The sequence below is a fragment of the Mycobacterium attenuatum genome (genome assembly GCF_900566085.1).
Taxonomy (GTDB): Bacteria; Actinomycetota; Actinomycetes; order Mycobacteriales; family Mycobacteriaceae; genus Mycobacterium; species Mycobacterium attenuatum.
Genome location: NZ_UPHT01000044.1, coordinates 35,886 through 60,193, shown reverse-complemented (window position 1 = coordinate 60,193; position 24,308 = coordinate 35,886). Strand labels below are relative to the sequence as shown.

Below are 24,308 nucleotides of genomic sequence, written 5' to 3'. Positions count from 1 at the left end.
CTACGGCGAAGCCGAAGCCGAAGCCGAAGCCGAAGCCGAAGCCGAAGACAGCTACGGCGAGCTCGTCTGGTCAACCCACAGCCGGTGGCGCCCGGTCGGCGCAATCCTCGGCGCGGTGGTTGCGCTCGGCGCCGTCGCGACCGCAGTCATCATCAACAGCGGCGACAGCGCCACGACAAAGGCGACCGTGGGGGCGCCCGTGGGGGCGCCAGCACCCCGGACGGTCGTCTCCACCACGCCCCGAACGACGGCCCCGCCCAGCACGTCACCGAGCCCACCGCCGAGCACAACTGCAGGGCCCAACCTGTCGGCACCCCCACTGGCCCCCGAAACCGTCACCACAGTGACGATTCCGAGTGCGGCACCGACACGAATGCCGACGGCCGCGCCGCAACAGCCGCTCTCGCCGCCGTCGGCCGCGCCGAGTCCCCGGACCGTGGTCTACAGCGTGACCGGCACCAAACAGCTCCTCGATATCGTCAACGTCGTCTACACCGATGAGCGGGGTTTCCCCGTCACCGAGTTCAACGTGGCGCTGCCATGGACCAAGATGGTGGTGCTCAATCCCGGTGTGCAGACCGAGTCGGTGGTCGCGACCAGCATCTACAGTCGGCTCAACTGCGTGATCGTCAACGCTCAGGGGCAGCCGGTCGTGGCCTCGACCAGCAACTCGATTCTGGCGACGTGCACTCGCTGAGGACGTTCAGGCCAGGCCGAGTTCGCGCATCCGTTGGTCGTGTGTCTGTTGCAGACGTTCGAAGAAGGCGCTGAGCTGGCCCAGTCCACCGGAACCCGCCACCACCAAGTCGACCAGCTCATCGTGGTCTGCCAGCAGCAATTGGGCCTGCGTGATCGCCTCGCCGAGCAGTCGACGTGACCACAGCGCAAGCCGGCTGCGCTGTTTGCCGCTGCTGGTGACCGCGGCACGCACCTCGGCGACCACGAACTGAGAGTGCCCGGTCTCGGCCAGTGCCGCCCGCACCACGTCGGCAACCTCGTCGGACAACCCGTCGGCGATCTGCAGGTACAGATCCGCGGCCAGCGCGTCGGCGACATAGGTCTTGACCAGGGCTTCCAACCAGGTACTAGGCATGGTCAGCCGGTGGTAATTCTCCAATGCCGACACATACTTCGACATCGCCGGCACTACGTCGACACCGCGGCGCTGCAGGGCATCGCGTAACAGCTCGTAATGCGCCATTTCGGCGGCCGCGATGCTGGCCATCGAGATCCGCCCTTGCAGATTCGGCGCCATCCGCGCCTCGTCGGTCAGCCGGTAGAAGGCCGCCACCTCGCCATAGGCCAACAGCGCGAACAACTCGTTGACGCCGGGGTGGTCCGCCGGTAGCCGTGGCCTGGTCGAATCGGCCACCTGGTCGGCGGATGTGGGCGAAGTCATGGCAACACTCTAGTCGCCGGAACCACTGGCGTTCGGGTGGCAGCTGGCCAACCAGCTATCATGGGATTCGGTAGTGGCTAGATCTGTGCTGCTGCTACCGGGAAATGTGCGTGCACGTAGCTGGGCCCACCAGATCGAGCAGCGGGCCGGCGACTCGGCGACATATCGGAGTCGGAACTCGTGCGCGCGAGGATCCGCGACAAAAAAGTACCGACACCAGACCGATACCCGTCACCGAAAGGCTCTCCACCCGCGTATGACCGCACTCAAAAGCACAACTGAATTAAGCTTTGCCCAACTCGGAGTCCGCGACGAAATTGTCCGCGCACTGCGGGAAAAGGGCATTGAGCACCCCTTTGCTATCCAAGAACTCACCCTGCCGCTGGCGCTCGCCGGCGAAGACGTGATCGGCCAAGCCCGAACCGGCATGGGCAAAACGTTCGCGTTCGGCGTGCCACTGCTGCAGCGCATCAGCTCGGGTGCCGAGGCACGGCCGCTGAGCGGCGCCCCCCGTGCCCTGGTGGTGGTGCCCACCCGCGAGTTGTGCCTGCAGGTCACCGATGACCTGGCCACCGCGGCCAAATACCTCACGGCCGAAGACAACCGGCGGTTTGCCGTGGTGTCCATTTACGGAGGACGGGCCTACGAGCCACAGATCGAAGCGCTGCGCGCCGGCGCCGACGTCGTCGTGGGCACTCCGGGCCGGCTGCTCGACCTGTCCCAGCAGGGCCACCTGCAGCTGGGCGGGCTGTCAGTGCTGGTGCTCGACGAGGCCGACGAAATGCTGGACCTTGGCTTTCTACCCGACATCGAGCGCATACTGCGGCAAATCCCCGCCGATCGGCAATCGATGCTGTTTTCCGCGACCATGCCGGACCCGATCATCACCCTGGCCCGCACTTTCATGGTCCAGCCCACCCATATCCGGGCCGAGGCACCGCACTCCCTGGCCGTGCACGACACCACCGAGCAGTTCGTCTACCGTGCCCACGCCCTGGACAAGGTGGAGCTGGTCAGCCGGATCTTGCAGGCCCGCGACCGCGGCGCGACGATGATCTTCACCCGCACCAAGCGCACCGCGCAGAAGGTCGCCGACGAGCTGAAGGAGCGCGGCTTCGCGGTCGGCGCCGTGCACGGTGATCTCGGGCAGATAGCCCGCGAAAAGGCGCTCAAGGCCTTCCGCGGCGGCGACATCAACGTGCTGGTCGCCACCGACGTGGCTGCGCGCGGCATCGACATCGACGACGTCACCCACGTCATCAACTACCAGTGCCCCGAGGACGAGAAGATGTACGTCCACCGCATCGGGCGCACCGGCCGGGCCGGACGCACCGGCGTCGCGGTCACCCTGGTGGACTGGGACGAGCTGGAGCGCTGGACGATGATCGACACGGCGCTGGGCCTGGCCTCCCCCGACCCCGCCGAAACCTACTCCAACTCACCACACCTGTACGCCGAGCTGTCCATCCCGGCCGAGGCCGCCGCGACCGTCGGTCCGCCCCGCGCGTCGCAGCCCAAGCGTCGTGCCACGGATCAGGAGGGCGAGCAGACAGAAAAATCCGCGAGCGCTCGCGCCGGTGCGCGGCGGCGGCGACGCACCCGAGGCGGCAAACCGATTACCGGACATCCCGCCACCAACGACGCAACCGGAGAGACCGGGACCGGTTCCGCATCAAGCTCCCCCGCGGCAAACGCCGGTACCACCCGACGCCGTCGTCGACGCGGCAAGCCCGCGTGCGTCCAAGACAACGCCACGGCATCGGCCACCTGAGGCCGACGCTCGAGCATGGTCAAACCGGAGCGGCGCACCAGGGGCGATATTCTGGCCGCCGCGGCCATCGTCATGGTCATAGCCGTGGCCGCGGCGCTGATCTGGTGGACCAGCGATGCCCGCGCCACCATCAGCCGGCCGTCCGCGACTTTGGTGCCCAACCCGACTCCGGCCCGGGAAGTCCCGGGCGCCCTGAAGCAACTCTGGACGGCGCCCAGCCCCGCCACCCGTGTACCCGTCGTCGTAGGCGGAACCGTTGTCACCGGCAACCGCCGCCACGTGGACGGGCGAGATCCGGGCACCGGTGAGACGCTCTGGAGCTACACCCGCGACACTGACCTGTGTGGGGTGAGCTGGGTCTACCGTTACGCCGTCGCCGTCTACCGCGATGACCGCGGCTGCGGCCAAGTCAGCACCATCGACGGGTCCACCGGCCGTCGCGGGCCCGCCCGCAGCAGCTACGCCGACCCGAAGGTGCGCCTGTCCGCGGATGGCACGACGGTGTTGTCGGCCGGCAATACCCGGCTGGAACTGTGGCGATCCGACATGGTCCGGATGCTGTCCTACGGCGAGACCGACGCCCGGGTGAAGCCGGCAAACCGGGGTCTGCACTCGGGTTGCACGCTGGAATCTGCCGCGGCCAGTTCGTCGTCGGTGGCCGTCATCGAAGCGTGCGCCAACCAGGCCGATGTGCGGCTGGTTCTGCTGCGCCCGGGCAAGGAAGAAGACGAACCGGAACAGCGGATCGTGCCAGAGCCCGGGGTTCGGCCCGGATCGGGCGCACGTGTGCTAATCGTCTCGCAGAACAACACCGCGGTGTATTTGCCCGGGGAGTCCGGCGCGCAGCCACGAGTCGACGTGATCGACGAGACCGGCACCACCGTGGCAAGCACGCTGCTGCCCAAGCCGCCCTCACCTGAGGCCACGGTGTCACAGACCGGCAACCTGGTGACCTGGTGGACCGGCGACGCGCTGATGGTGTTCGATGCCGGCAAGCTGACCCAGCGTTACACCATTGCCGCCGGTGAGACGGCGGCGCCGCTGGGGCCGGGTGTGATGATGGCCGGTCAACTGCTGGTGCCGGTCACCGGCGGGATCGGTGTCTACGATCCGATCAGCGGGGCCAACAATCGCTACATCCCGGTGCAGCGTCGGCCGAGCGGCTCAGCGGTGATCCCGGTCGTTGTTGGTTCCAGGATCGTCGAGCAGCGTGGTGACGCCGTGGTGGCCTTGGGCTGAACCCGCCGCCGGGCGGCCCGGGGCGAGCTGGGCTAGGTGGCCTGGCTGGGTTAGCTGCGCGACCAGACACAGAATCGCGCAGTGCCGACTAATTTGATGCGATTCTGTGTCTGGTCGCGCGGCTCCATCTAAAGCTCCACCGCGAATGTGGGCAGTGGCTTACCCGACTTCCAGTGCTTCAGTAGCGCCTGAGCCAGGTCGCGATAAGCCACCGCGCCCTTGTTCTTACGCCCGGCCATGACCGACGAGCCCGATGCGCTTGCCTCGGCGAAACGCACCGTGCGCGGAATCGGCGGGGCCAGCACCGGCAGGCCGTAGCGATCGGCAACATCGAGCAGTACGTCGCGGGTATGGGTGGTGCGGGAGTCATAGAGCGTTGGCAATGCCCCCAGTAACCGCAGATTCGGGTTGGTGATCTGCTGGACGTCGGCGACCGTGCGCAGGAGTTGCCCGACGCCGCGGTGGGCCAGCGTCTCGCACTGCAGAGGAACAATGACTTCGTCGGCCGCCGTGAGTCCGTTGAGCGTGAGCACCCCCAACGAGGGCGGGCAGTCCACCAGGACCACGTCGAATTGGTCGGAGAGTTTGGCCAGCGCCCGTTTGAGCGCATACTCCCGGCCAGCGCGCATCAACAACATCGCCTCGGCGCCGGCGAGGTCGATGTTGGCCGGCAGCAGCGCCATTCCTTCCATGGTGGTCACCAGTGCGGTGCTCGGCTCCACTTCTCCGAGCAGCACCTCGTGCACAGACACCGGCAACTTGTCGGGGTCGTGACCCAGCGAGAACGTCAAACAACCCTGCGGATCCAAGTCGACGAGCAGCACCCGCCGTCCCTTGTCCACCATCGCCGCGCCGAGGGAGGCGACCGTCGTCGTCTTGGCCACCCCACCCTTCTGGTTGGCCACCGCCAATACCCGGGTCTCTGTCACAGTGCCATCCTGGCACGTGCCCGACAGTCTGGCAGGGGCGACGGGTCCGGCATGTCGTCCGGCACAATCGGTCAGCATGGGCGTGGACGAACACCGGCTGCTACTGCTCCGTCACGGTGAGACCGAGTGGTCGAAATCGGGCCAGCACACCGGTCGCACCGATATCAAGCTGACCCCTGCCGGCCGGACACAAGCCAGGCTGGCCGAAAAGACCCTCGGCGAACTCGCGCTCGACAACCCGCTGGTGATCAGCAGCCCGCGAAAGCGGGCGCTGACCACAGCCGAGTTAGCCGGGCTGACGGTCGACGAGATATCTCCGCTGATCGCCGAATGGGACTACGGCGCCTACGAAGGGCTGACGACGGCCCAGATCCGTGAGATCGAACCAGACTGGCTGGTATGGACGCACGGATGCCCCGACGGTGAAAGCGTCGCGCAGGTCAGCGAGCGCGCCGACCGGGCCGTGGCGCTCGCGCTGCACCATATGGCGTCACGCGACGTCGTGTTCGTCGGCCACAGCCATTTTTCGCGCGCAGTCATCACTCGCTGGCTCGAATTACCGCTGCCCGAAGGCACCCGCTTCTATATGCCCACCGCTTCGGTCGGCATTTGCGGTTTCGAGCACGGGATACGCCAGCTGACCGCACTGGGAGTGAAATGGCATCCGGGCGATTGAGCCCCGTTGAGCCGCCGTTCGCGCTGTGCGGGCCCGGACGAACTCTGGTTGCCGACGGGGTGCGGGCACACTACTGCGACGTGCGGGCGGCGCAGGCGGCGCTGCGTTCCGGTTCAGCGCCGATGATCGTGGGGGCGTTGCCTTTCGACGTCAACAAACCGGCCGCATTGATGGTGCCGAACCAGGTTCGGCGCCTCGAGGCGCTGCCCGGGTGGCCAACCGGCCCGCTGCCGAAGGTTCACGTCAGCGCCGCCGTGCCATCGCTCGTCGACCACCGCGCCCGAATCAGCAATGCACGGGATCAGCTTGGTGCACTTGATAATCCGCTGCACAAAGTGGTGCTGGCCCGTGCGCTGCGGTTTAGCGCCGACGCCGCGCTGGACGCTCGTATCCTCCTGCGCAGGCTGGCCGCTGCCGATCCGGCATCGTACGGGTATCTGGTCGACCTCAGCCCTGCCGGCGACACCTATCTGGGCGCAGCTCTGGTGGGTGCCAGCCCGGAACTGCTGGTCACCCGAGCCGGTGACCGGGTCATCTGCCAGCCGTTCGCGGGCTCAGCGCCACGCGCCGCCGACCCCGAAGTCGATGCCGCCAACGGCGCTGCGCTGGCCGGCTCGGCCAAGAATCGTCACGAACATCAGTTGGTTATCGACACAATGTATGCAGCCCTGCAACCCCTGTGCGACGACCTGGAGATCGCATCCGAGCCCTACCTGAACCGTACCGCCGCAGTCTGGCACCTCTGCACCCCAATCGCCGGGCGACTACGCGATACCTCTACTACCGCAATCGATTTGGCGCTGGCGCTGCATCCCACGCCGGCGGTCGGTGGCGTGCCGACTGAGGCCGCCAAAGAACTCATCGCCGCGCTGGAAGGCGACCGCGGCTTCTACGCGGGCACGGTGGGCTGGTGCGATGCGCGCGGCGACGGCAGTTGGGTGGTGTCCATCCGGTGCGCTCAGCTGTCAGCCGACCGTCGTACGGCGATCGCTCACGCCGGCGGCGGAATCGTCGCCGAATCCGATCCCGATGACGAAGTCGCGGAAACCACAACAAAATTCACCACAATACTGACAGCCTTGGGGGTGCAGCAGTGACGGAGAATATCCGCCGCGCCACGCCGGAGGACATTTCCGATATCGTGGCCATGGTTCACGATCTCGCGGATTTCGAGCGCGCTGCCGATCAATGCACTGTGACCGAAAAGCAAATGCTTACAGCACTTTTCGGCCCTTCACCGGCGGTTCGAGGACACGTCGTTGACATCGACGGTCAGCTCGCCGCGATGGCGTTGTGGTTTCTGAGCTTCTCCACATGGGACGGTGTGGCCGGCATCTTTCTGGAAGATCTCTACGTCCGGCCGAGCTTTCGCCGCCGCGGCCTGGCCCGCAGGCTGCTGGTCACTCTGGCGGGTGAATGCCTCGACAACGGCTACACCCGGCTGTCCTGGGCCGTGCTGAACTGGAATTCGGACGCCGTCGCCCTCTACGACGGGATCGGTGGACAGCCGCAGCGCGAGTGGACTACCTATCGGCTGTCCGGGCCGGGCTTGGTTGCGCTGGCCGGACCGCGGTGATGGCTGCCGGCCACCCAACGCAGCGTCGGCGAGCTGAAGAGCAGTATTAGCACCGTCAGCGCGACAATCGCCACCGGAATTCCGAACACCGGCTGCCCCGAACCAACGGTCAGATACCACGCCACCGGCAGCAATAACAGCTGGGTGAAGATGGCCAGGCCGCGTCCCCAACGTTTGCCGACCACCAGTGCCCATCCGCCGGCCAGCACTGCGCCACCGACGAGCACGAACCAAACCGCGGTTCCGAGGCCGTTGACCACGTGTTGATCGGCCCCAGCCAGGCCGCGCACTATCAACGCCGCCGCCGTCGCCAAGGCGGCTGCGCCCTGCACCACGACGATCAGCCCCGCGCCGCGCACGGTAGTTGGGGCACGGAAAGTCACCGCACCAGCGTAGTCACAACAATGTTGGCGGGCGGTGTGCCGCCCTAAGGAGCAAGACCGCGACCTGCCAATCACGTCACACTGGTCGCAGTTGCCACGCGAGTATCTCCGCCGGCACGCGCACAATTTGCCCACCTTTCAGCGACAACCCGCGCAAATGCTGGCCGGTTCATGATGTTCTCGAGTACAGCCCTGGACGCCCGCTCAAGGACCATGTCGCCGTATCGAGTGTGTGCTGACGGTTTCGAGTGTGGATGTAGGGCGTAATTCCGCGATCAGCCCCGCCCCGACGGCACAGTCGACGTCCCCAGCGCACAGTCGACGCCCCCGGCGTCGCGCTCCTCGGCCGGCAGTACCGGCCCGCATCGTCGCACGGCCTAGGCTCATGCCTCATGCGCGCCGTAATGATCGTCAACCCCACCGCCACTTCCATCACCCCGGCCGCCCGCGACCTCGTCGCCCACGCGCTCAAAAGCCGCCTCCAACTCACCGTCGAGCACACCAACCACCGCGGTCATGGTGCCGAACTCGGGCAAGCGGCCGTTGCCGCGGGCGTGGATGTGGTCGTCGTGCATGGCGGCGACGGCACGGTGAGCGCAGTGGTCAACGGCATGCTGGGCCGCCCGGGATCTGCCCCGTCGGGCCCCATACCCGCGGTCGCGGTGGTACCTGGCGGCTCGGCCAACGTCCTGGCCCGAGCACTGGGAATGTCGCGAGACCCTATTGCGGCCACCAACCAGCTGATCCAGCTGCTCGACGACTACAGCCGGCGTCCAGAATGGCGCCGCGTCGGACTGATCGATTGCGGTGACCGATGGGCCGTGTTCAACACCGGGATGGGCGTTGACGCCGAGGTTGTCGCCGCCGTCGAGGCCGAACGCAGCAAGGGGGGCAAGGTCACAGCTTGGCGGTACATCCGGGCCGCGGTGCCCGCAGTGCTGCGCTACCGGAACCGCGAACCCGTCCTCACGCTGCAACTTCCGGGCAGAGAACCGATCAGCGGGGTGAGCTTCGTGTTCGTCTCCAACTCGAGCCCGTGGACCTTCGCGAATGAACGGCCCGTGTGGACCAACCCCGGCTGCACCTTCGAGTCGGGCCTGGGGGTGTTCGCACTCACGACTGTGAAGACCATCCCTACCCTGCGCATCGTCCGGCAGATGTTCGCCAAAAGGCCGAAGTTCGAGTTCAAGCACCTGATCACCGACGACGACGTGGCTTGCCTGCGCGTCACCAGCACCGCGGATCCGGTGGCCTGTCAGTTCGACGGGGACTACCTGGGCGAGCGTCAGACCATGACGTTCCGGGCTGTGCCCGACGCGTTGGCGGTTGTTGCTCCGCCTCCCAAGAAATGGCTCTGAACTGCGGCGATCCAGGCCGTGACAAGCTTGCGACGTAAATGTAGGGAGCAATTTCTGAGGCAGTGTAGTACAAATGACTAAGGGCTTTGGTAAGAGAACGTCAAAGTGAGATAGCCCACGCGCTTACGTAACACTATTGACATCTGTTGAGCCTGTGAAACGATCAAAAGGTTGCATGCAGAGACATGTAGGGGTACGGATACCTTTCTTGTGCACGCGTTAAGCCAGGAAATACGCCCGTACGCCTTGCTGCGCATTTAGTGAGGAGTAGTGACTAATGGATTGGCGCCACAAGGCGGTCTGCCGTGACGAAGATCCGGAGCTGTTCTTCCCCGTGGGGAACAGCGGCCCGGCGCTCGCACAGATCGCTGACGCGAAACTGGTCTGTAATCGGTGCCCGGTGACCACGGAATGCCTCAGCTGGGCCCTCAACACTGGCCAGGACTCGGGCGTCTGGGGCGGCATGAGTGAAGACGAGCGGCGCGCGCTGAAGCGCCGCAACGCCCGGACCAAGGCCCGTAGCGGAGTCTGACGGCTCGGTAGGCAGCACTACGGCCCCGACAAACGTCGGGGCCGTACTGTTGCGTCCTCATTGCACCATCAACCGGCCCCGGCGCCCGATCGGTACCCGCAGCACCACGTCGGTGCCGCGCTCCGGGGCCTCACGCATGCCTAAGGAACCGTCCAACTCTGCTGAGACCAGCGTCCGCACGATCTGTAGGCCGAGGCTGTCCGATTTTTCCAGACTGAACCCTTCCGGCAATCCACGTCCGTCATCGTGGACCACAACATCGAGCCACCGCGCCGAGCGCTCGGCGCGAATCGTCACCGACCCTTCTTGAGCAGCAGGGTCGAACGCGTGCTCGATCGCGTTCTGCACCAATTCGGTGATCACCATGATCAGGGCGGTGGCGCGGTCGGAATCCAGTACGCCCAGGTCACCCACCCGGTTGATCCGGATCGGCCGGTCCACCGATGCCACGTCGTTCATGATCGGCAGAATCCGGTCGATGACCTCGTCGAGGTTCACCTGCTCGTCCACCGACATAGACAGCGCGTCGTGGACCAACGCGATCGACGAGACCCGGCGTACCGACTCGATCAGCGCTTCCCTACCTTCGGCATTGGCGGTTCGCCTGGCCTGCAGCCGCAGCAGCGCGGCGACCGTCTGCAGGTTGTTCTTCACCCGGTGATGGATCTCCCGGATTGTCGCGTCCTTGGATATCAGGGCTCGGTCACGCCGTTTCACCTCGGTGACGTCGCGGATCAGGATGGCGGCACCGGCACTGGCGCGGTGGACCACCAGCGGCAACGTGCGCAGCAGCACGGTGGCCCCGCCGGCGTCGACCTCCATCCGCATGCTGGGCCCGCCGGTCAGCAGGTCGCGCACGTGCTCGGCCACCTCTTCGGCCTCGAACGGATCCGAGATCAGCGGCCTGGTGACCTCGACCAGGTGGTGCCCCTCCAGCTCCGTGGTCAGGCCCATGCGATGGTAGGCCGATAGCGCGTTGGGGCTGGCGTAGGCGACGACGCCGTCGACGTCCAAGCGAATGAAGCCGTCGCCCGCCCGCGGCGTCGAGCGCGACATGGCCACGTCACCGACATCGGGAAAGGTGCCCTCGGACAGCATGTGCAGTAGATCGGTAGCGCACTCCCGATAGGCCGTTTCCAGGTGGCCGGACGCACGTTGCGCGGCCACGGCCGTCTGATGCTGCGTCAGCACCGCGACGACCTGGCCGCCATAACGTACCGGGGAGGCAGCGATATTGGGGCCGGGAAGCTCTTCCCAGTGCTGTTGATCGGGATCGCTTTGCCAGATCGCGAAACCCGACGAGAAGGTGTCCGCAACCAGCGGCAGCCGCTCGGCGGCGACGACGGTGCCCACCGCGTCGGTCTGCAACACCGTCGGCGCGGTGTTCGGCCGGCATTGGGCCACGCAGACCAACACGCCGTCGTCGCGGCGCACCCACATCAGGTAGTCGGCAAACGACAAGTCGGCCAGCAGCTGCCACTCCCCCACCACCGCATGCAGGTGGTCGACGGCGTTGCCCGGCAGGACCGTGTGTTCGGCCAGTAGATCACCGAGAGTGGACATCAAGAACCCCCGAGTCGCTCCCGGTTCGCGGACATGGGTCCAACGGCTAACTGATCACCGCGATGAGATCGCCGGCCTGGATGACGTCGCCCACGGCCACACTCACCTTGCTGACGGTGCCGCCGACTTCGGCCAGAACGGGAATCTCCATCTTCATCGACTCCAGCAGCACCACGACGTCACCCTTGCCGACTTGGTCACCTTCGCTGACTACGACTTCGAGCACGCTGGCCACGATCTCGGCGCGAACATCCTCGGACATCTTCACCCCACTCGTTCCGGCCATTTCCCACGCTGACTGCTGGTCAATCGGGCTTCGATCAGCTCATGTATATCGAACCATAAGGCCTACCCGGGTTGCGGCGCGCGGGCTACTGCGTCCGCATCGATGCCCGCGTGAGAGACTGGACCCCCACCCCGCGGGCCCGTGTCGCCCGCTTCTGACTCGATATGGAGGTCCGGCGATGGCCAAGCGTGGCCGAAAGAAGCGCGATCGCAAGTACAGCAAAGCAAACCACGGCAAGCGCCCGAACGCCTAGCCGGGCAATCCCTTACTGCTGCTACGAATGATGGTGGTCCGGCGTATCTCCAGCCGCACCCGCTCATGCAGGCTCTCTGGCGCCTTCTCACCTTTGCACTTGGTTGCTATCAGGAGCTTGATCCGCTCCTCCAGCCCGTAGTGCTTGAAGCAACCGGGGCAGGCCTCGAGGTGCTCGCGTAGCTTTTGGCGAGTCTCTGCGGTGCACTCTCCATCAAGCAGGGTCCATACCTCAGCGATCACCTCGGCACAACCGACGTAACCATGGGAGTCCTCGCGGTCCGGGCACGAGTCGCTTGAGCTGAGCACATCGCTCATGACGACACCTCCTCGTGCGGTTGGTCACCGCGGATAAAGCCCCGCTCTTTGGCGACGTCCGCCAACAGAGCACGCAGCTGACGTCGACCACGGTGCAGTCGCGACATCACCGTCCCGATCGGGGTATCCATGATCTCGGCGATCTCCTTGTAGGGAAAACCCTCGACGTCGGCGTAGTAGACCGCCATCCGGAATTCCTCCGGCAACGCCTGCAGCGCCTCTTTGATTTCGGAGTCCGGTAACGCCTCGAGTGCCTCGACCTCGGCCGAACGCAGCCCGCTCGAGGAATGTTCGGCGTTGGCGGCCAGTTGCCAGTCGGTGATCGCCTCGGTCGGATACTCCGCCGGTTGACGCTGTTTCTTGCGGTAGCTGTTGATGTAGGTGTTGGTCAGGATCCGGTACAGCCACGCCTTGAGGTTGGTGCCCTCCCGGAACGAGCGGAACCCGGCGTAGGCCTTCACCATGGTCTCTTGCAGCAAGTCTTCGGCATCGGCCGGATTACGCGTCATGCGCAGCGCGCCACCATATAACTGGTCGAGCAGTGGAATCGCGTCGCGCTCGAAGCGCGCGGTCAGTTGCTCGTCCGTCTCGGCATGCGGCTGGGGACCGGGAACCTCCGACCAGGTCTCACCATCGATGTCGGCCATCTCGATTAGTACGGTCCCTTCGGTTGCGGTGTCACCGGACAGCGTCAAGGTCGATGCCGGACTCGCGAGGAAGCGATCCAACCGCTCCTCACAAAGCAGGCTCGTCGCAGTTGACACCCGGCTCCCCTCCCCCAATCTAGAGGTCGCGATCGACAGCATGGGCTTCGGTCTACTGATTTGTTTTTATCGCCGGCCCGGCCGCAGGGACCGCATCAATCAACGGCTTGAGCAGCCGCACTATTTCCCCGCCGCGCCCGTGCACACCCTCCGGCGGGACCTGCGGCCGCTCATCGACCGAGCTGGCCGCACCGGGGATGTCTCGCGATTCGCATTGGTCGGCCACGTTAGTGTGACGCCATGTCCCTTAACGGCAAGACCATGTTCATCTCTGGCGCCAGTCGTGGCATCGGCCTGGCGATCGCCAAACGCGCCGCTCAAGACGGCGCCAACATCGCCCTTATCGCCAAGACCGCCGAGCCCCACCCGAAGCTGAAGGGCACGGTGTATACCGCCGCCAAGGAACTCGAGGAAGCTGGCGGACAGGCTCTGCCGATCGTCGGCGACGTCCGCGACCCGGACTCGGTCGAGTCCGCGGTCGCCAAGGCGGTCGAGCAATTCGGCGGCATCGACATCTGCGTCAACAACGCTTCGGCCATCAATCTCGGGTCCATCACCGAGGTCCCCATGAAGCGCTTCGACCTGATGAACGGCATCCAGGTGCGCGGCACGTATGCCGTGTCGCAAGCGTGCATCCCGCACATGAAGGGCCGGGAGAACCCGCACATTCTGACGCTGTCGCCACCGGTGTTGCTGGACAAGAAGTGGCTGAAGCCGACGGCCTACATGATGGCCAAGTTCGGCATGACCTTGTGTGCGCTGGGAATCGCCGAGGAGATGCGTGACGAGGGTATCGCCTCGAACACGTTGTGGCCGCGCACCCTGGTGGCCACGGCCGCGGTGCAGAATCTGCTCGGCGGCGACGAGGCAATGGCGCGGGCCCGCAAGCCCGACGTGTATGCCGACGCGGCCTACGTCATTCTCAACAAGCCGTCCCGGGAATACACCGGCAACTCGGTGCTGTGCGAGGACGTGCTCGTGGAATCGGGCGTCACCGACTTGTCGGTATACAACTGCGTGCCGGGAGCCAATCTGGGCGTCGACCTGTGGGTGGAAGAAGTCAACCCGCCGGGGTATGTCCAGCCGTGAGCCAGAGCGGCCGCGCCGGGCATCGCCGCGTGTGCGCCGGATTTGACCGCGCGCCCGGCTCAGCGCAGGAACTGCTCGATTACCGGCGCCAGCTCGGTCGCGTTGTGCACGATGTCGATATGACCGCCGGAATGCAGGTGCAGCCGCGAATGCGGCAGCAAGGTGTTCATGATGTGGGCGTTGGCAACCGGAATGATCGGATCGTCGGTGCCCGCCACGATCAGCGTCTCCTGACGTACCGCCGGTAGCGCGAACAGACTGGTCCAGACGGACCCGGCCAGCAGCTGGTGCAGGTAGCCGACCCTCGATCCTGCCCGCAACTGCCGCACGAACAGTGCCGCCACGTCGTCACCGTGGGCGCGGACGGTTCCGCCGTAGAGTTCGGCGGCAATGGACGCCGCGTAGTTGGGGTCCGAAAACCGGCGCGGAGTAAGCATTTTCGCCAGAACCCGGGGGTGGCCGGGAACCATGACCACCCCCGTGCCCGTCGCGACCAGCACCAGCCGGCGGCATCGACGAGGATTCTGAAAGGCGAATTGCTGCGCCAAGGCGCCTCCCCAGGACAGTCCGAGTACATCCACCACCCCCAGGTCGAGCTTGCGCAGCAGCCGCCCCACCACCCAGGCGAGGTAGGGAAACCCATAGGGCAGAACGGATGTGGGTGATCCGCCGGTCCCGGGAACGTCAAATCTGACGACCGTGGAGTCGAGCTCCTCCACCAGCGGATCGAGCACTTCCAGGCTCGCCCCGATTCCGTTGCACAACACCAGCGGCACACCGGTTCCCCGGCGTACGTTGACTCGGATCCGCTGGCCCCCCACGCACAGATAGAGCTCTTCGCCATGCGCGCTCGCGACGTGGCTACCGGGCATGGCTCACTTCTCCTTCACATAGGTGCCCGGCGCCGGCCCGAGCGGTGGCAGACCATGCCCGCCAAGCGCTTTGGGGGCGTCGACCTCCGGGCCGCTGCGCTCGGCGAGCCAGCTCACGTAGTCGGGCCACCAGGACCCCGCGGACTGCTGCGCAGCCTCGAGCCACTCTTCGGGCTTCTCCGCATCGACCAGATCCGTCCGGAACGACGCCTTAGGATTTCCCGGCGGGTTGACCAGAGCGGCGATGTGGCCGCTGGTGGACAGGACGTAACGATTGTCCTTGCTGCCCAGCAGCCGCGCGCTGCGATAGGTGGCCTGCCACGGCGAGATGTGGTCTGCAACGCCGCCGATCACATACGCGTCGGAGGTGATGTCGGCCAGATCTACGGGGCTGCCCAGCATGGTGACCGCGCCGGGCGTCACCAGCGCATTGCGCAGCCCCATGAGCACCATGTCGCGATGCAGTGCCGCAGCCATCCGGGTGGTGTCGGCGTTCCAGAACAACACGTCGAAGGCTGCCGGCTTGCGGCCCTGCACATAGTTGTTCACCCAGTACCGCCACACCAGGTCGGTCGGTCGCAGCCAGGCAAACATCTCGGCCATGTCCCGCCCGTCCAGGTAGCCCTTCCTGGCCGAAACTCGAATAGCCGTCTGCGCTGCGCGATCGCTCATGGCCGCGGCGGCGAAGCCGGCGCGAGTCTCGTCCAGCACGGTGACGGCCAGAGTAAGACCGGCCACCCGATCGGCCTCGCCGATATGGGCGAGGTGGGCCGCCGTCATCGCCGCGATGATGCCGCCCGAGCAACTGGCCATCAGGTGCACGCTGTCTGTGCCGGCGATGTTCTGGACCGCGTCCATTGCCGCCACGATCGCCCCGCCATAGGCGTCGAAACCCCAATCCCGGTGGCGCGCCTGAGGATTACGCCATGAAATGGCAAACACCTGTTGGCCCTGCTGCAGGAAGTACTCGATCATGCTGCGCCCCGGTGCGATGTCCATGATGTAGAACTTGTTGATCACCGGCGGCACCATGAGCAACGGAATGCTCCGCACCTTGGCTGTCTGCGGGGTGTACTGGATCAATTCGAACATCGAGGTTTGCAGGACCACCGCTCCCTTGGTGATGGCGACGGTCTCGCCCACCACGAAGGCATCGGGCTCGACCATCGACGGCACGCGCGGCTTGGACAGCATGTCTCGCACAAAAGCCCGCACGCCCCGCACCGCGCTCAGGCCCCCCGTGTCGATCAGAGCCTTCCAGCCCAGCGGACTGATCAGCGGGTTGTTGCTGGGCGCCAGTCCCTCTACCAGGTTGTCGACGACGAACTGCATCTTCTCTTGGTCGCGCCAATCCAACTCAGCGTCGGCAAGCAACCCTTCGGCCGTCTCGGCACCGGCAAGATAGGCCTGCATCACCCGGTGCAGCAGCGGATTCTGTTGCCAGGCAACGTCACTGAAGCGCTTGTCGGCTCGCCCCGGGGCACGGTGGGACTTTCCGGCCGCAATGCTGCCAAGCTCGCGGGCAAGCGTGGCAGTGCGACCGGCGACGGCGCCGGGACGTTGGGCAAGGTTGGCGCCGAGGCGGGCCCAGGTGGCGTCGGGCATCATCCGGCTGGCAAACGGCCGGGTGGCGCTCGTGAGCAACAGGTCCAGCGGTGCCGCCAATTCGTCGGGCGCGGCAGCTGGTTTCGAAAATTCGGCCATGGTTATCGTGTGCTTTCGGTTGCGGGAACGGAGATTTCGCGTTTGAGGACCTTGCCGGTGGGGCCCTTGGGCAGCGCGTCGACGAGCCAGACCAGGCGCGGATATTTGTAAGCGGCGACTCGGCTCTTGACGTACTCGCGCAATTCGTCGGGATCCGCCGCGGCGCCTTGTTTGAGCGCGACCGCGGCGCCGATCTCCTCACCGAGGGAGTCGTGCGGGAAGCCGATGACGGCAGCCTCGGCCACCGCCGGATGCTCGTAGAGCACTTCTTCGATCTCGCGGGGATACACGTTGTATCCGCCGCGGATGATCAGGTCTTTGGTCCGGTCGACGATGTAGAAATAGCCGTCCTCGTCGACGCGTCCGACATCCCCGGTGGCCAGCCAACCATCGGGCGTGATGGTGGCCCCGGTCGCCTCCGGGAAGTTCCAGTAGCCCTTCATCACGTTGTGGCCCTTGATCTGGATCTCGCCGGCCTCCCCCGGCGCAACCTCGGCCCCGCTCGGGTCAACGACCCGCAGCTGTACACCTTCGATCGGTGTGCCTATCGAACCCACCTTGCGCGGTCGCTGCGGATGATTGAAGGCCGCCACCGGGGAGCTTTCGGACAGTCCGTAACCCTCGAGAACGGGGCAGCCGAAGGCTGTTTCGAACTCGGTGAGAACCTGGACGGGCAGGGCCGCGCCACCGGAGACGCAGACCCGCAGGCTGCGCGTCGCTTCGGGTTTGGCGGTGGCGGCCAGGCGCAGTAGCGCGGAGTACATCGTCGGCACGCCCTGGAAGACGGTGACGGCGTCGCGCTCGATCACCTCGAGCGCCTTGCGTGGGTCGAACCGCGGAATCAGGGTCAACGTCGCACCGGCGATGACAGACGCGTTGAGCCCGCAGGTCAGACCGAAGACGTGGAACAGCGGCAGGCATCCCATCACCACATCGTCTGGCCCCGTCTGGATCAGGGTGCGAACGCTGACCTCGGCGTTGCGGCCCAGGCTTGCGTGAGTGAGCATGGCGCCCTTGGGCTTTCCCGTTGTGCCGGACGTATGCAGGATGATTGCAATGTCGTCGCCGTCGCGACCTATCGGGTGCTCCTGGGCGGGCAGGTCGTCGATCAGCATGGCCAGCCTTGCGTCGTCGACGAGCCAGCACTGCGCGTCCAGCTCGGCGGCGCCGGCGATGGCCTCGTCGGCGAAGGCGGGTGCCGCGAAGAGTGCTTTGGCGCCGCTGTTGGACAGGTAGTAGGACACCTCACGGGACTTCAGCAGCGGGTTCATCGGAACGGCCACCGCGCCGCGATACATGATCCCGTAGAATGCGATAGCGAATGCCGGGGTATTGGGCAACATCACGCCCACGCGATCGCCCGGCTCGATCCCGGCCCGCTCCAGCAGTGTCGCCACCCGTGCCGCGGCGGCGTCGAACTCACCGAAGGTGAACTGCAAATCATCGAAACGCAACGCAACGCGTTGCGGGTGAAGGTTTTTCGATGCGACGAGATTGTCGCTGAGAGTGCCCATCAGGTGCCTCCGGAGTGCTCGTGGGTGGTGTACTTATGGTCATTCGGCGGGCCGTGGGTCACAATGTTGAGCAAAACAATCTGACGGTCAGTTCGGTGTGGCCGCGCACATCCCCATTCGCGGGTCCACGACATAGGGTTTCGACATATGAGCGCGTCAAGACATCCGGTTCGAGCCCGGGATGACACCACTCCCGAATCGAACGTCGTCCAACTTGGCAAGCTCATGCTTTCTCGCGCCACCGAATTAGGTAACGCGATGGCTGATCTGTTGTGCCGGGAGATCGACGCCTACCGCGACGGCAGCGTGGTCACCAAAGATGAGGTACGTCAAAGCTGCGTGGCAAACCTCACGTTCGTCTTCGACTCACTCGCCGGTGATGCCGATGTGGACGTCTCGCCCGCGGAGCGCACCGGCACGATCCGCGCGCTGGCCGGTGTGCCGCTGCCGGCGGTGATGACCGCATACCGAATCGGTTTCCGATTCATCTGGGAACAGACCCTCGCCGCGGCACGCGCCTCAGGTATGCCTACGGAATCGATCCTGGATGCCACCGCCCGGGTATTCCTTGCGCAGGACATCTTTACCCAGGCGATGGCCAGCGCTTACCGCCACCAGCTGACCACCCAGATTGTGGAGTTGGAGGAAGAGCGCTCGGCGCTGGTCGAAGCGCTGTTGTCGCGGCGGATCACTGACAAGCACAGCCTCTGGGAGGCGGCCGACCTGCTGCGGTTACCCACTTCGGGGCCGTATGTTGTCGTGGCGGCAGAGCTACCGGCGATCGGAAAGTTAGGTTTGCCCACCATCGAAAGCAAGCTCTCGGCGCGCGACATCCGCTCGGCGTGGCGGCTGCTGCCGGAGTTGCAGGTCGGCATTGTCCACCTGCGAGGCCGGGATTCAGCCGAGACACTCGGCGTACTTGTCGAGGTGCTGCGGCAATCCGCCACCGCGCGCGTGGGAATCAGCCAGCCGTATCACGAACTGGCCGAAACCAGCGACGCGTTGCGCTGTGCCCGGCTGGCGGTCACCGGAAAAGCGGCCGACGATTCGCTCGTCGCCGTCTTTGACGACGCGCCGCTGGCGGTCGCGGCGGTCAGCGCCCCGGATGTCATGGCGAAGATCAGGTCGTCGGTGCTGGGTCGGCTCGATGGGCTGCCGGACGACGAGCGCGCCACCCTGCTCGACACTTTTCAGGCTTGGCTGCGCGCCGGCGGCTCTGCCAACCAGGCCGCCGCGACGATATTTTGCCATCCCAACACCGTGCGGCACCGGCTGCGCCGCATCGAGGAACTGACCGGCCGGTTGCTCTCGCGCCCCACGGAACTCGCCGAGTTGTGCTTGGCCCTCGAGGTTCAGCGGCGACTGCCTTGAACGCCACACCGACCGCGACCGCTTTGTCGCCGGGAGACAAGGCCGTGCGCGACATCGTTGGCTGACAACATTCCCGTGCTGCGGCGCGGTCAGTGCGTTTGCCAGCGGCCGCTTGACCGAACGCCCATCTCGAAGTCGGCCACTCAATCACGAATCACGCAGCTGCACAACCGCTTTCACCTCTGCACTACAGCCGAAGAGGCCGTCCTCCCGGCCACGCGCACGGTGCGTTTACAGCAGCTTCATCTGCTCCGATTGCCGCTCAGCAGCCTCGATAAGCTCCGGCCCGTTGTTGCGCACGCTGTTGACCAATGTCGACACCCGACGCTGCTCGATGTCGTGCACGTCCGGCGGACCGGCCACTAACTCGGGATCCAGCGGCGCATCCGGATTCAGCCAGGCGTCCCAGTCGGATTCGGCCAGCATCAGCGGCATCCGGTCGTGAATCTCGGCCATTGGCCCCACGGCGTCCGTGGTGATGATCGTGCAGCTCAGTAGCGGCGCGGCACTCTTGTCCGGCTTCCACACCGACCACAATCCGGCCATGAACACCGGTTCGCCGTCGCGGCGGCGCAGAAAGAACGGTGTCTTGGCGGCCTTCTGCCCAGGCACGGCATCGGGATTGGTCTGCCATTCGTACCAGCCGTCCATCGGCACCAGGCAGCGCTTGCGCTGCGCCGAATCACGGAACGCGGGCGACGTGGCGACCTTGTCTGCCCGGGCGTTGATCAGCAACGGGCCCTTGGTGTCGGGCAGGCCGCCGTCCGGCCCGGCCTTGGCCCACGGCGGAACAAGACCCCAGCGCATCAGCCGCACCCGGCGCGAAGGCTGGTCGTCCGGCTCGCTGTGGCGCGCCACGACCGTCATGATCGTGTCGGTCGGCGCCACGTTGTAGTTGGGCCCCTCCGCTGTGGACCCGGCCCCGGTGGCTTCGTCGATCGCCTTGATTTTCTCGGCCAGCCGGGCCGGGTCGGTGGTGACCGCAAATCGTCCGCACATGATTCCCATAGTGCCTGGTACCCACGACACCCGCCGACACGGCAGGATGTAGCCGTGAGCAGCACCGACCACCAGCAGGCCTGGCCGGCCCCATCCACGCCGGCGCCGGTGCGCGCAACGGTGACCGTTCCGGGCTCGAAATCGCAGACCAACCGCACATTGGTGCTGGCCGCGCTGGCGGCCGCGCAACAGCAAGGCTCCTCGACTATCAGCGGCGCGTTGCGCAGCCGCGACACCGATCTGATGCTCGCAGCGCTGCAAACTCTGGGCCTGCGCGTCGACGGGACGGGCGCCGAACTGACGGTCAGCGGCCGGCTGGACCCCGGTCCCGGCGCCCGAGTGGATTGCGGCCTGGCCGGCACGGTCTTGCGTTTCGTCCCGCCGCTGGCGGCCCTGAGCGCCGCCGTGGTCACCTTCGACGGCGACGAGCAGGCCCGCGCCCGGCCCATCGCGCCGCTGCTGGATGCCCTGCGCGGTCTGGGCGTCCAGATCGACGGTGCGGGTTTGCCCTTCCGCGTTCATGGCACCGGATCGGTCGCCGGTGGCACGGTGGCCATCGATGCATCGGCATCGTCGCAGTTCGTGTCGGGCCTGCTGCTGTCTGCGGCATCGTTTGCCGAGGGCCTGACCGTGCAACACAGCGGTGCGGCGCTGCCGTCGGCACCGCACATCGCGATGACGGTGGCAATGCTGCGCCAGGCCGGCGTCGACGTCGATGATTCGGTTCCGTATCGCTGGCGGGTGGCACCGGGCGCGGTCAAGGCACGCCATTGGGACGTCGAACCGGATCTCACCAATGCGGTGGCGTTCCTGGCAGCGGCGGTGGTCAGCGGGGGCACGGTGCGTATCACCGGTTGGCCGGCCAGCAGCGTCCAGCCCGCCGCCGACATCCTGCGCATCCTGTGTCAGCTCAATGCCGTTGTCTCACATATTGATTCAATGCTTGAGGTGCGGGGCCCCGAGGCGTATCGGGGGTTCGACGTCGACCTGCGTGATGTCGGCGAGCTCACGCCCTCGGTGGCCGCACTCGCGGCGCTTGCCACGCCGGGATCGGTGTCGCGGCTGACCGGCATCGCCCACCTGCGCGGCCACGAGACCGACCGGCTGGCCGCGTTGAGCGCCGAGATCAACCGCCTGGGCGGTGATTGCCGGGAAACCTCGGACGGCCTGGTGATCACCGCGACACCGTTGCGGCCCGGCCTCTGGCGTGCCTATGCCGATCATCGGATGGCGATGGCCGGCGCTATCGTCGGATTGCGGGTCGCCGGAGTCGAGGTGGACGACATCGGTGCCACCAGCAAGACGCTGCCGGAATTCCCGCGGCTGTGGGCCGAGATGGTCGCGGAGTCCGGCGCTTGAGGCCCGGCGACTACGACGAATCCCACGTCAAGGTTCGCTCCGGCCGCGGCTCGCGGCCCCGGACGAAAACCCGTCCCGAACACGCCGACGCCGAGGCCGCCATGGTGGTCGGCGTCGACCGGGGCCGGTGGGGTTGCGTGGTGGGCGGCGACCCGGATCGTCGTATCACCGCCATGCGAGCCCGCGAGCTGGGCCGCACGCCCATTGTTGTCGGAGACGACGTCGACGTGGTAGGCGACCTGTCCGGGCGGCCGGACACGCTGGCCCGCATCGTCCGGCGAGGCCCGCGACGAACGGTGTTGCGCCGCACCGCCGATGACACCGACCCGACCGAGCGCGTGGTGGTCGCCAACGCCGACCAACTGCTGATCGTGGTCGCGCTGGCCGATCCCCCGCCGCGCACCGGACTGGTCGACCGGGCGCTGATCGCCGCATACGCGGGCGGGCTGACACCCATACTGACCCTGACCAAGACCGACCTGGCCCCACCCGAACCGTTCGCCGAACAGTTCGTCGACCTGGATCTGCAGGTGGTCGCCGCCGGCCGTGACGATCCGCTGCTCGCCGTGGCCGACTTGCTCGACGGCAAGATCACCGTGCTGCTCGGGCATTCCGGAGTGGGCAAGTCGACGCTGGTGAATCGTCTTGTGCCCGAAGCGGATCGAGCGGTCGGAGAGGTCACCGATATCGGCAGGGGGCGACATACCTCGACCCAGTCGGTGGCTTTGCCGTTGCAAACCGGCAGCGAGGGTTCCGGCTGGGTGATCGACACCCCGGGGATCCGCTCGTTCGGGTTGGCCCACATCCAGCCCGGCGACGTGCTGTTGGCGTTTGCCGATCTGGCCGCGGCGATCCACGATTGCCCCCGCGGCTGCGGACACCTGGGGCCGCCGGCCGATCCCGAATGCGCGTTGGACGGCTTATCCGGCGCCGCCGCGCGACGGACCGCCGCCGCCCGCCGACTGCTCGGCGTACTCAGGGAGACTTGACCAGCCGCATGCCAAGCTCGTCGGGCGATACCGAATGCCCTTTGGTGCAACGCATCTCGATCTGAACATCGGCGGCGCAGCCCAGATGCGTCAGTTCCAGCCGATCGCCGCCCGGGAGATGCCGTTTCCCCCACTGGAACATCGCAAAAACCACCGGCATGAAATCAATCCCGGCGTCGGTGAGCACATACTCGTCGCGGCTGCGCTGTCCGGGCTCGCGATAAGGTCGCCGGGCTAGGAGTCCGAGGGCCACCAGTTCGGCCAGCCGCGCCGACGTCGCGGCCTTGGTGATGCCGACGCGACGGACGAAGTCGTCAAAGCGTGTGGTGCCGTAGTAGGCCTCGCGCATGATCAGCATCGCGGACTTGGTCCCCACGACGGCCATCGTCTTCTCTATCGGGCATTCCCCCACTGCAGACCAACCATCGCGGTTGGCCGGCGGGCCTTCCAGCATTGTCACGAAGATCACCCTCCGGTCCAGGTTGCGCTGAGTATGCTCAGCCTGCTACAGCTGGGTATAGTCGTTGATACTCAGCTAACCGCGAGGAGGAGCGCTTCGCCGCTCAGGGGGTCTAGTCCGGCGCTTACGACCTCGTCATCGCCGGCGGTGTGGAGTCGATGAGCCGGGTTCGGGTGGGCAGCTCGGTGCTGCCGGGGAGCAACCCGATGGGCGACGACATGACCCTGCATTACCCGGAAGGCCTGGTGCCACAAGGCATCAGCGCCGAGCTGATTCAGGTCGCCGGGCTTACGCCGACAAAAGCATCCGACCGGCACGACCGTCGAGACCCTGGCTGGGCTGCAGCCGACATTCTACGGCGAGGCGATGAAAACCTTCTTCCCGCAAACCAATTAGTCAATCACGCCGGGCAACTCGTCGCCGCTGTCCGACGGCAGTGCCGCCGTATTGGTCACCACCAGCGACGCCGCCGCCAAGCTCGGTCTGCGCCCGCTGGCGCGCATCCACACCGCGACGGTGGTGGGCCCGGACCCGCTCCACATGCTGACCGGGTCATTTCGGCCACCGAAAAGGTGGTGCGCCGAGCCGGTTTGACACTGGCCGACGTCGACCTGTTCGAGGTGAACGAGGCGTTCGCGCCGGTCGTGCTGGCCTGGGCGCAGGACACCGGCGCAGACTTGGCCAAAACGAACGTCAACGGCGGGGCCATCGCGATCGGCCACCCACTGGGGCCAGCGGCGCCCGGATCATGACCACGCTGGTCAAAGCGCCGCACCAGCATGGCGGGTGCTACGGGCTGCAGACGATGCGCGAAGGCGGCGGCATGGCCAACGCCACCATCATCGAGCGGCTGTAGTCGCCACGGTAGCGACGCACACGGCGTTGGAGCAATGAGGCAATGTGAT

At 66.2% G+C, this 24,308-nt stretch carries 25 protein-coding genes and 1 pseudogene; 14 read left to right on the top strand and 12 right to left on the bottom strand.

The genetic code is table 11. The features are described 5' to 3' along the window. The first annotated feature begins 115 nt into the window (after positions 1-115). Entirely contained in the window at positions 116-697 is a 582-nt protein-coding gene (locus EET13_RS06950) for a threonine AND proline RICH protein (protein ID WP_122441613.1), read from the top strand. A 6-nt stretch (positions 698-703) separates the two neighbouring features. Here EET13_RS06950 and EET13_RS06945 read toward each other — a convergent pair whose 3' ends face one another. Continuing rightward, positions 704-1,399: a ferritin-like fold-containing protein gene (locus EET13_RS06945; protein WP_122441580.1), complete on the bottom strand. Its 696-nt coding sequence runs from the start codon at positions 1,397-1,399 to the stop codon at positions 704-706. A 256-nt stretch (positions 1,400-1,655) separates the two neighbouring features. Here EET13_RS06945 and EET13_RS06940 point away from each other — a divergent pair, with 256 nt between their 5' ends. Together EET13_RS06940 and EET13_RS06935 are read left to right on the top strand one after the other, a co-directional pair. Continuing rightward, a complete protein-coding gene (locus EET13_RS06940; RefSeq protein WP_122441579.1) occupies positions 1,656-3,170 on the top strand; it encodes a DEAD/DEAH box helicase in 1,515 nt (504 codons plus the stop codon). 15 nt (positions 3,171-3,185) lie between these two features. Continuing rightward, positions 3,186-4,409 (top strand): Rv3212 family protein, encoded by a 1,224-nt coding sequence (locus EET13_RS06935; RefSeq protein WP_122441578.1) that lies wholly within the window; start codon positions 3,186-3,188, stop codon positions 4,407-4,409. Between the two features lie 128 nt (positions 4,410-4,537). Here EET13_RS06935 and EET13_RS06930 read toward each other — a convergent pair whose 3' ends face one another. Then, positions 4,538-5,338, bottom strand: coding sequence for a ParA family protein (locus tag EET13_RS06930; protein WP_122441612.1), 801 nt, complete (start codon positions 5,336-5,338; stop codon positions 4,538-4,540). Between the two features lie 76 nt (positions 5,339-5,414). Here EET13_RS06930 and EET13_RS06925 point away from each other — a divergent pair, with 76 nt between their 5' ends. Genes EET13_RS06925 through EET13_RS06915 form a run of 3 tightly spaced genes read left to right on the top strand, consistent with a single transcriptional unit; the run spans position 5,415 to position 7,590 of the window. Beyond that, positions 5,415-6,014 carry an acid phosphatase gene (locus EET13_RS06925; RefSeq protein WP_122441577.1) on the top strand — a complete coding sequence of 200 codons (600 nt, stop codon included), beginning with the start codon at positions 5,415-5,417 and terminating at the stop codon, positions 6,012-6,014. After that, positions 5,996-7,111, top strand: coding sequence for an isochorismate synthase (locus EET13_RS06920; protein ID WP_122441576.1), 1,116 nt, complete (start codon positions 5,996-5,998; stop codon positions 7,109-7,111). Before EET13_RS06925 ends, EET13_RS06920 begins: the two co-directional genes overlap by 19 nt. Next, entirely contained in the window at positions 7,108-7,590 is a 483-nt protein-coding gene (locus EET13_RS06915) for a GNAT family N-acetyltransferase (protein WP_122441575.1), read from the top strand. Before EET13_RS06920 ends, EET13_RS06915 begins: the two co-directional genes overlap by 4 nt. On the opposite strand, the gene EET13_RS06910 is transcribed toward EET13_RS06915, so the two are convergent. Beyond that, complete coding sequence (locus EET13_RS06910; protein ID WP_122441574.1) at positions 7,542-7,973, bottom strand: hypothetical protein; 432 nt, start codon at positions 7,971-7,973, stop codon at positions 7,542-7,544. The genes EET13_RS06915 and EET13_RS06910 overlap by 49 nt on opposite strands. Before the next feature lie 392 nt (positions 7,974-8,365). On the opposite strand from EET13_RS06910, the gene EET13_RS06905 reads away from it, so the two are divergent. Further along, positions 8,366-9,331: a diacylglycerol/lipid kinase family protein gene (locus EET13_RS06905; protein ID WP_122441573.1), complete on the top strand. Its 966-nt coding sequence runs from the start codon at positions 8,366-8,368 to the stop codon at positions 9,329-9,331. A 277-nt stretch (positions 9,332-9,608) separates the two neighbouring features. Beyond that, on the top strand, positions 9,609-9,863 hold the full coding sequence (gene whiB1 / locus EET13_RS06900) for a transcriptional regulator WhiB1 (RefSeq protein WP_023371700.1): 255 nt from the start codon (positions 9,609-9,611) through the stop codon (positions 9,861-9,863). Between the two features lie 57 nt (positions 9,864-9,920). Here whiB1 and EET13_RS06895 read toward each other — a convergent pair whose 3' ends face one another. Next, positions 9,921-11,426, bottom strand: a complete 1,506-nt coding sequence (locus tag EET13_RS06895; RefSeq protein ID WP_122441572.1) for a sensor histidine kinase — start codon at positions 11,424-11,426, stop codon at positions 9,921-9,923. Positions 11,427-11,472: 46 nt separating this feature from the next. Next, a complete protein-coding gene (locus EET13_RS06890) occupies positions 11,473-11,688 on the bottom strand; it encodes a biotin/lipoyl-binding carrier protein (RefSeq protein ID WP_122441611.1) in 216 nt (71 codons plus the stop codon). Positions 11,689-11,890: 202 nt separating this feature from the next. Here EET13_RS06890 and EET13_RS32710 point away from each other — a divergent pair, with 202 nt between their 5' ends. Beyond that, entirely contained in the window at positions 11,891-11,965 is a 75-nt protein-coding gene (locus EET13_RS32710) for a 50S ribosomal protein bL37 (protein WP_089025046.1), read from the top strand. Here the strand turns inward: EET13_RS32710 and rsrA are convergent. Then, positions 11,962-12,282, bottom strand: a complete 321-nt coding sequence (gene rsrA / locus EET13_RS06880; protein ID WP_122441571.1) for a mycothiol system anti-sigma-R factor — start codon at positions 12,280-12,282, stop codon at positions 11,962-11,964. The two genes, EET13_RS32710 and rsrA, sit on opposite strands and share 4 nt — an antisense overlap. Continuing rightward, on the bottom strand, positions 12,279-12,929 hold the full coding sequence (locus EET13_RS06875; protein ID WP_168990706.1) for a sigma-70 family RNA polymerase sigma factor: 651 nt from the start codon (positions 12,927-12,929) through the stop codon (positions 12,279-12,281). Before EET13_RS06875 ends, rsrA begins: the two co-directional genes overlap by 4 nt. Before the next feature lie 357 nt (positions 12,930-13,286). Between EET13_RS06875 and EET13_RS06870 the strand changes: the two genes are divergently transcribed. Then, a complete protein-coding gene (locus tag EET13_RS06870; protein ID WP_122441569.1) occupies positions 13,287-14,135 on the top strand; it encodes an SDR family oxidoreductase in 849 nt (282 codons plus the stop codon). 59 nt (positions 14,136-14,194) lie between these two features. Here the strand turns inward: EET13_RS06870 and EET13_RS06865 are convergent, their stop codons facing one another. From EET13_RS06865 to EET13_RS06855, 3 genes are read right to left on the bottom strand one after another with little or no spacing between them, the layout of a single operon-like run. Next, complete coding sequence (locus EET13_RS06865; RefSeq protein WP_122441568.1) at positions 14,195-15,007, bottom strand: alpha/beta fold hydrolase; 813 nt, start codon at positions 15,005-15,007, stop codon at positions 14,195-14,197. Between the two features lie 3 nt (positions 15,008-15,010). Then, positions 15,011-16,711 carry a PHA/PHB synthase family protein gene (locus tag EET13_RS06860; RefSeq protein WP_122441567.1) on the bottom strand — a complete coding sequence of 567 codons (1,701 nt, stop codon included), beginning with the start codon at positions 16,709-16,711 and terminating at the stop codon, positions 15,011-15,013. A 2-nt stretch (positions 16,712-16,713) separates the two neighbouring features. Then, positions 16,714-18,225 carry a long-chain-fatty-acid--CoA ligase gene (locus EET13_RS06855; RefSeq protein WP_122441566.1) on the bottom strand — a complete coding sequence of 504 codons (1,512 nt, stop codon included), beginning with the start codon at positions 18,223-18,225 and terminating at the stop codon, positions 16,714-16,716. Positions 18,226-18,372: 147 nt separating this feature from the next. On the opposite strand from EET13_RS06855, the gene EET13_RS06850 reads away from it, so the two are divergent. Further along, positions 18,373-19,596 (top strand): PucR family transcriptional regulator, encoded by a 1,224-nt coding sequence (locus tag EET13_RS06850; RefSeq protein ID WP_122441565.1) that lies wholly within the window; start codon positions 18,373-18,375, stop codon positions 19,594-19,596. A 231-nt stretch (positions 19,597-19,827) separates the two neighbouring features. On the opposite strand, the gene EET13_RS06845 is transcribed toward EET13_RS06850, so the two are convergent. Then, positions 19,828-20,595 carry an SOS response-associated peptidase gene (locus EET13_RS06845; RefSeq protein ID WP_122441610.1) on the bottom strand — a complete coding sequence of 256 codons (768 nt, stop codon included), beginning with the start codon at positions 20,593-20,595 and terminating at the stop codon, positions 19,828-19,830. Positions 20,596-20,649: 54 nt separating this feature from the next. Between EET13_RS06845 and aroA the strand changes: the two genes are divergently transcribed. Continuing rightward, complete coding sequence (gene aroA / locus EET13_RS06840) at positions 20,650-21,954, top strand: 3-phosphoshikimate 1-carboxyvinyltransferase (RefSeq protein WP_122441564.1); 1,305 nt, start codon at positions 20,650-20,652, stop codon at positions 21,952-21,954. Beyond that, a complete protein-coding gene (gene rsgA, locus EET13_RS06835; protein ID WP_122441563.1) occupies positions 21,951-22,943 on the top strand; it encodes a ribosome small subunit-dependent GTPase A in 993 nt (330 codons plus the stop codon). Before aroA ends, rsgA begins: the two co-directional genes overlap by 4 nt. Here rsgA and EET13_RS06830 read toward each other — a convergent pair. After that, positions 22,930-23,403 (bottom strand): winged helix-turn-helix transcriptional regulator, encoded by a 474-nt coding sequence (locus EET13_RS06830; RefSeq protein WP_122441609.1) that lies wholly within the window; start codon positions 23,401-23,403, stop codon positions 22,930-22,932. The two genes, rsgA and EET13_RS06830, sit on opposite strands and share 14 nt — an antisense overlap. A gap of 95 nt (positions 23,404-23,498) precedes the next feature. Here EET13_RS06830 and EET13_RS06825 point away from each other — a divergent pair. Then, positions 23,499-24,259, top strand: a pseudogene (locus EET13_RS06825) (thiolase family protein); the annotation flags it as partial. Positions 24,260-24,308: the final 49 nt, after the last annotated feature.

Coding starts and splice junctions, on each gene's coding strand:
- EET13_RS06940 (WP_122441579.1), top strand. CDS start 1,656: ATGACCGCACTCAAAAGCACAACTGAATTAAGCTTTGCCCAACTCGGA.
- EET13_RS06870 (WP_122441569.1), top strand. CDS start 13,287: ATGTCCCTTAACGGCAAGACCATGTTCATCTCTGGCGCCAGTCGTGGC.
- EET13_RS06895 (WP_122441572.1), bottom strand. CDS start 11,426: ATGTCCACTCTCGGTGATCTACTGGCCGAACACACGGTCCTGCCGGGC.
- rsrA (WP_122441571.1), bottom strand. CDS start 12,282: ATGAGCGATGTGCTCAGCTCAAGCGACTCGTGCCCGGACCGCGAGGAC.
- EET13_RS06860 (WP_122441567.1), bottom strand. CDS start 16,711: ATGGCCGAATTTTCGAAACCAGCTGCCGCGCCCGACGAATTGGCGGCA.
- EET13_RS06935 (WP_122441578.1), top strand. CDS start 3,186: ATGGTCAAACCGGAGCGGCGCACCAGGGGCGATATTCTGGCCGCCGCG.
- EET13_RS06845 (WP_122441610.1), bottom strand. CDS start 20,595: ATGTGCGGACGATTTGCGGTCACCACCGACCCGGCCCGGCTGGCCGAG.
- whiB1 (WP_023371700.1), top strand. CDS start 9,609: ATGGATTGGCGCCACAAGGCGGTCTGCCGTGACGAAGATCCGGAGCTG.
- EET13_RS06875 (WP_168990706.1), bottom strand. CDS start 12,929: ATGGCCGACATCGATGGTGAGACCTGGTCGGAGGTTCCCGGTCCCCAG.
- EET13_RS06925 (WP_122441577.1), top strand. CDS start 5,415: ATGGGCGTGGACGAACACCGGCTGCTACTGCTCCGTCACGGTGAGACC.
- EET13_RS06855 (WP_122441566.1), bottom strand. CDS start 18,225: ATGGGCACTCTCAGCGACAATCTCGTCGCATCGAAAAACCTTCACCCG.
- EET13_RS06850 (WP_122441565.1), top strand. CDS start 18,373: ATGAGCGCGTCAAGACATCCGGTTCGAGCCCGGGATGACACCACTCCC.
- EET13_RS06920 (WP_122441576.1), top strand. CDS start 5,996: ATGGCATCCGGGCGATTGAGCCCCGTTGAGCCGCCGTTCGCGCTGTGC.
- EET13_RS06945 (WP_122441580.1), bottom strand. CDS start 1,399: ATGACTTCGCCCACATCCGCCGACCAGGTGGCCGATTCGACCAGGCCA.
- EET13_RS06905 (WP_122441573.1), top strand. CDS start 8,366: ATGCGCGCCGTAATGATCGTCAACCCCACCGCCACTTCCATCACCCCG.
- EET13_RS06890 (WP_122441611.1), bottom strand. CDS start 11,688: ATGTCCGAGGATGTTCGCGCCGAGATCGTGGCCAGCGTGCTCGAAGTC.
- EET13_RS06865 (WP_122441568.1), bottom strand. CDS start 15,007: ATGCCCGGTAGCCACGTCGCGAGCGCGCATGGCGAAGAGCTCTATCTG.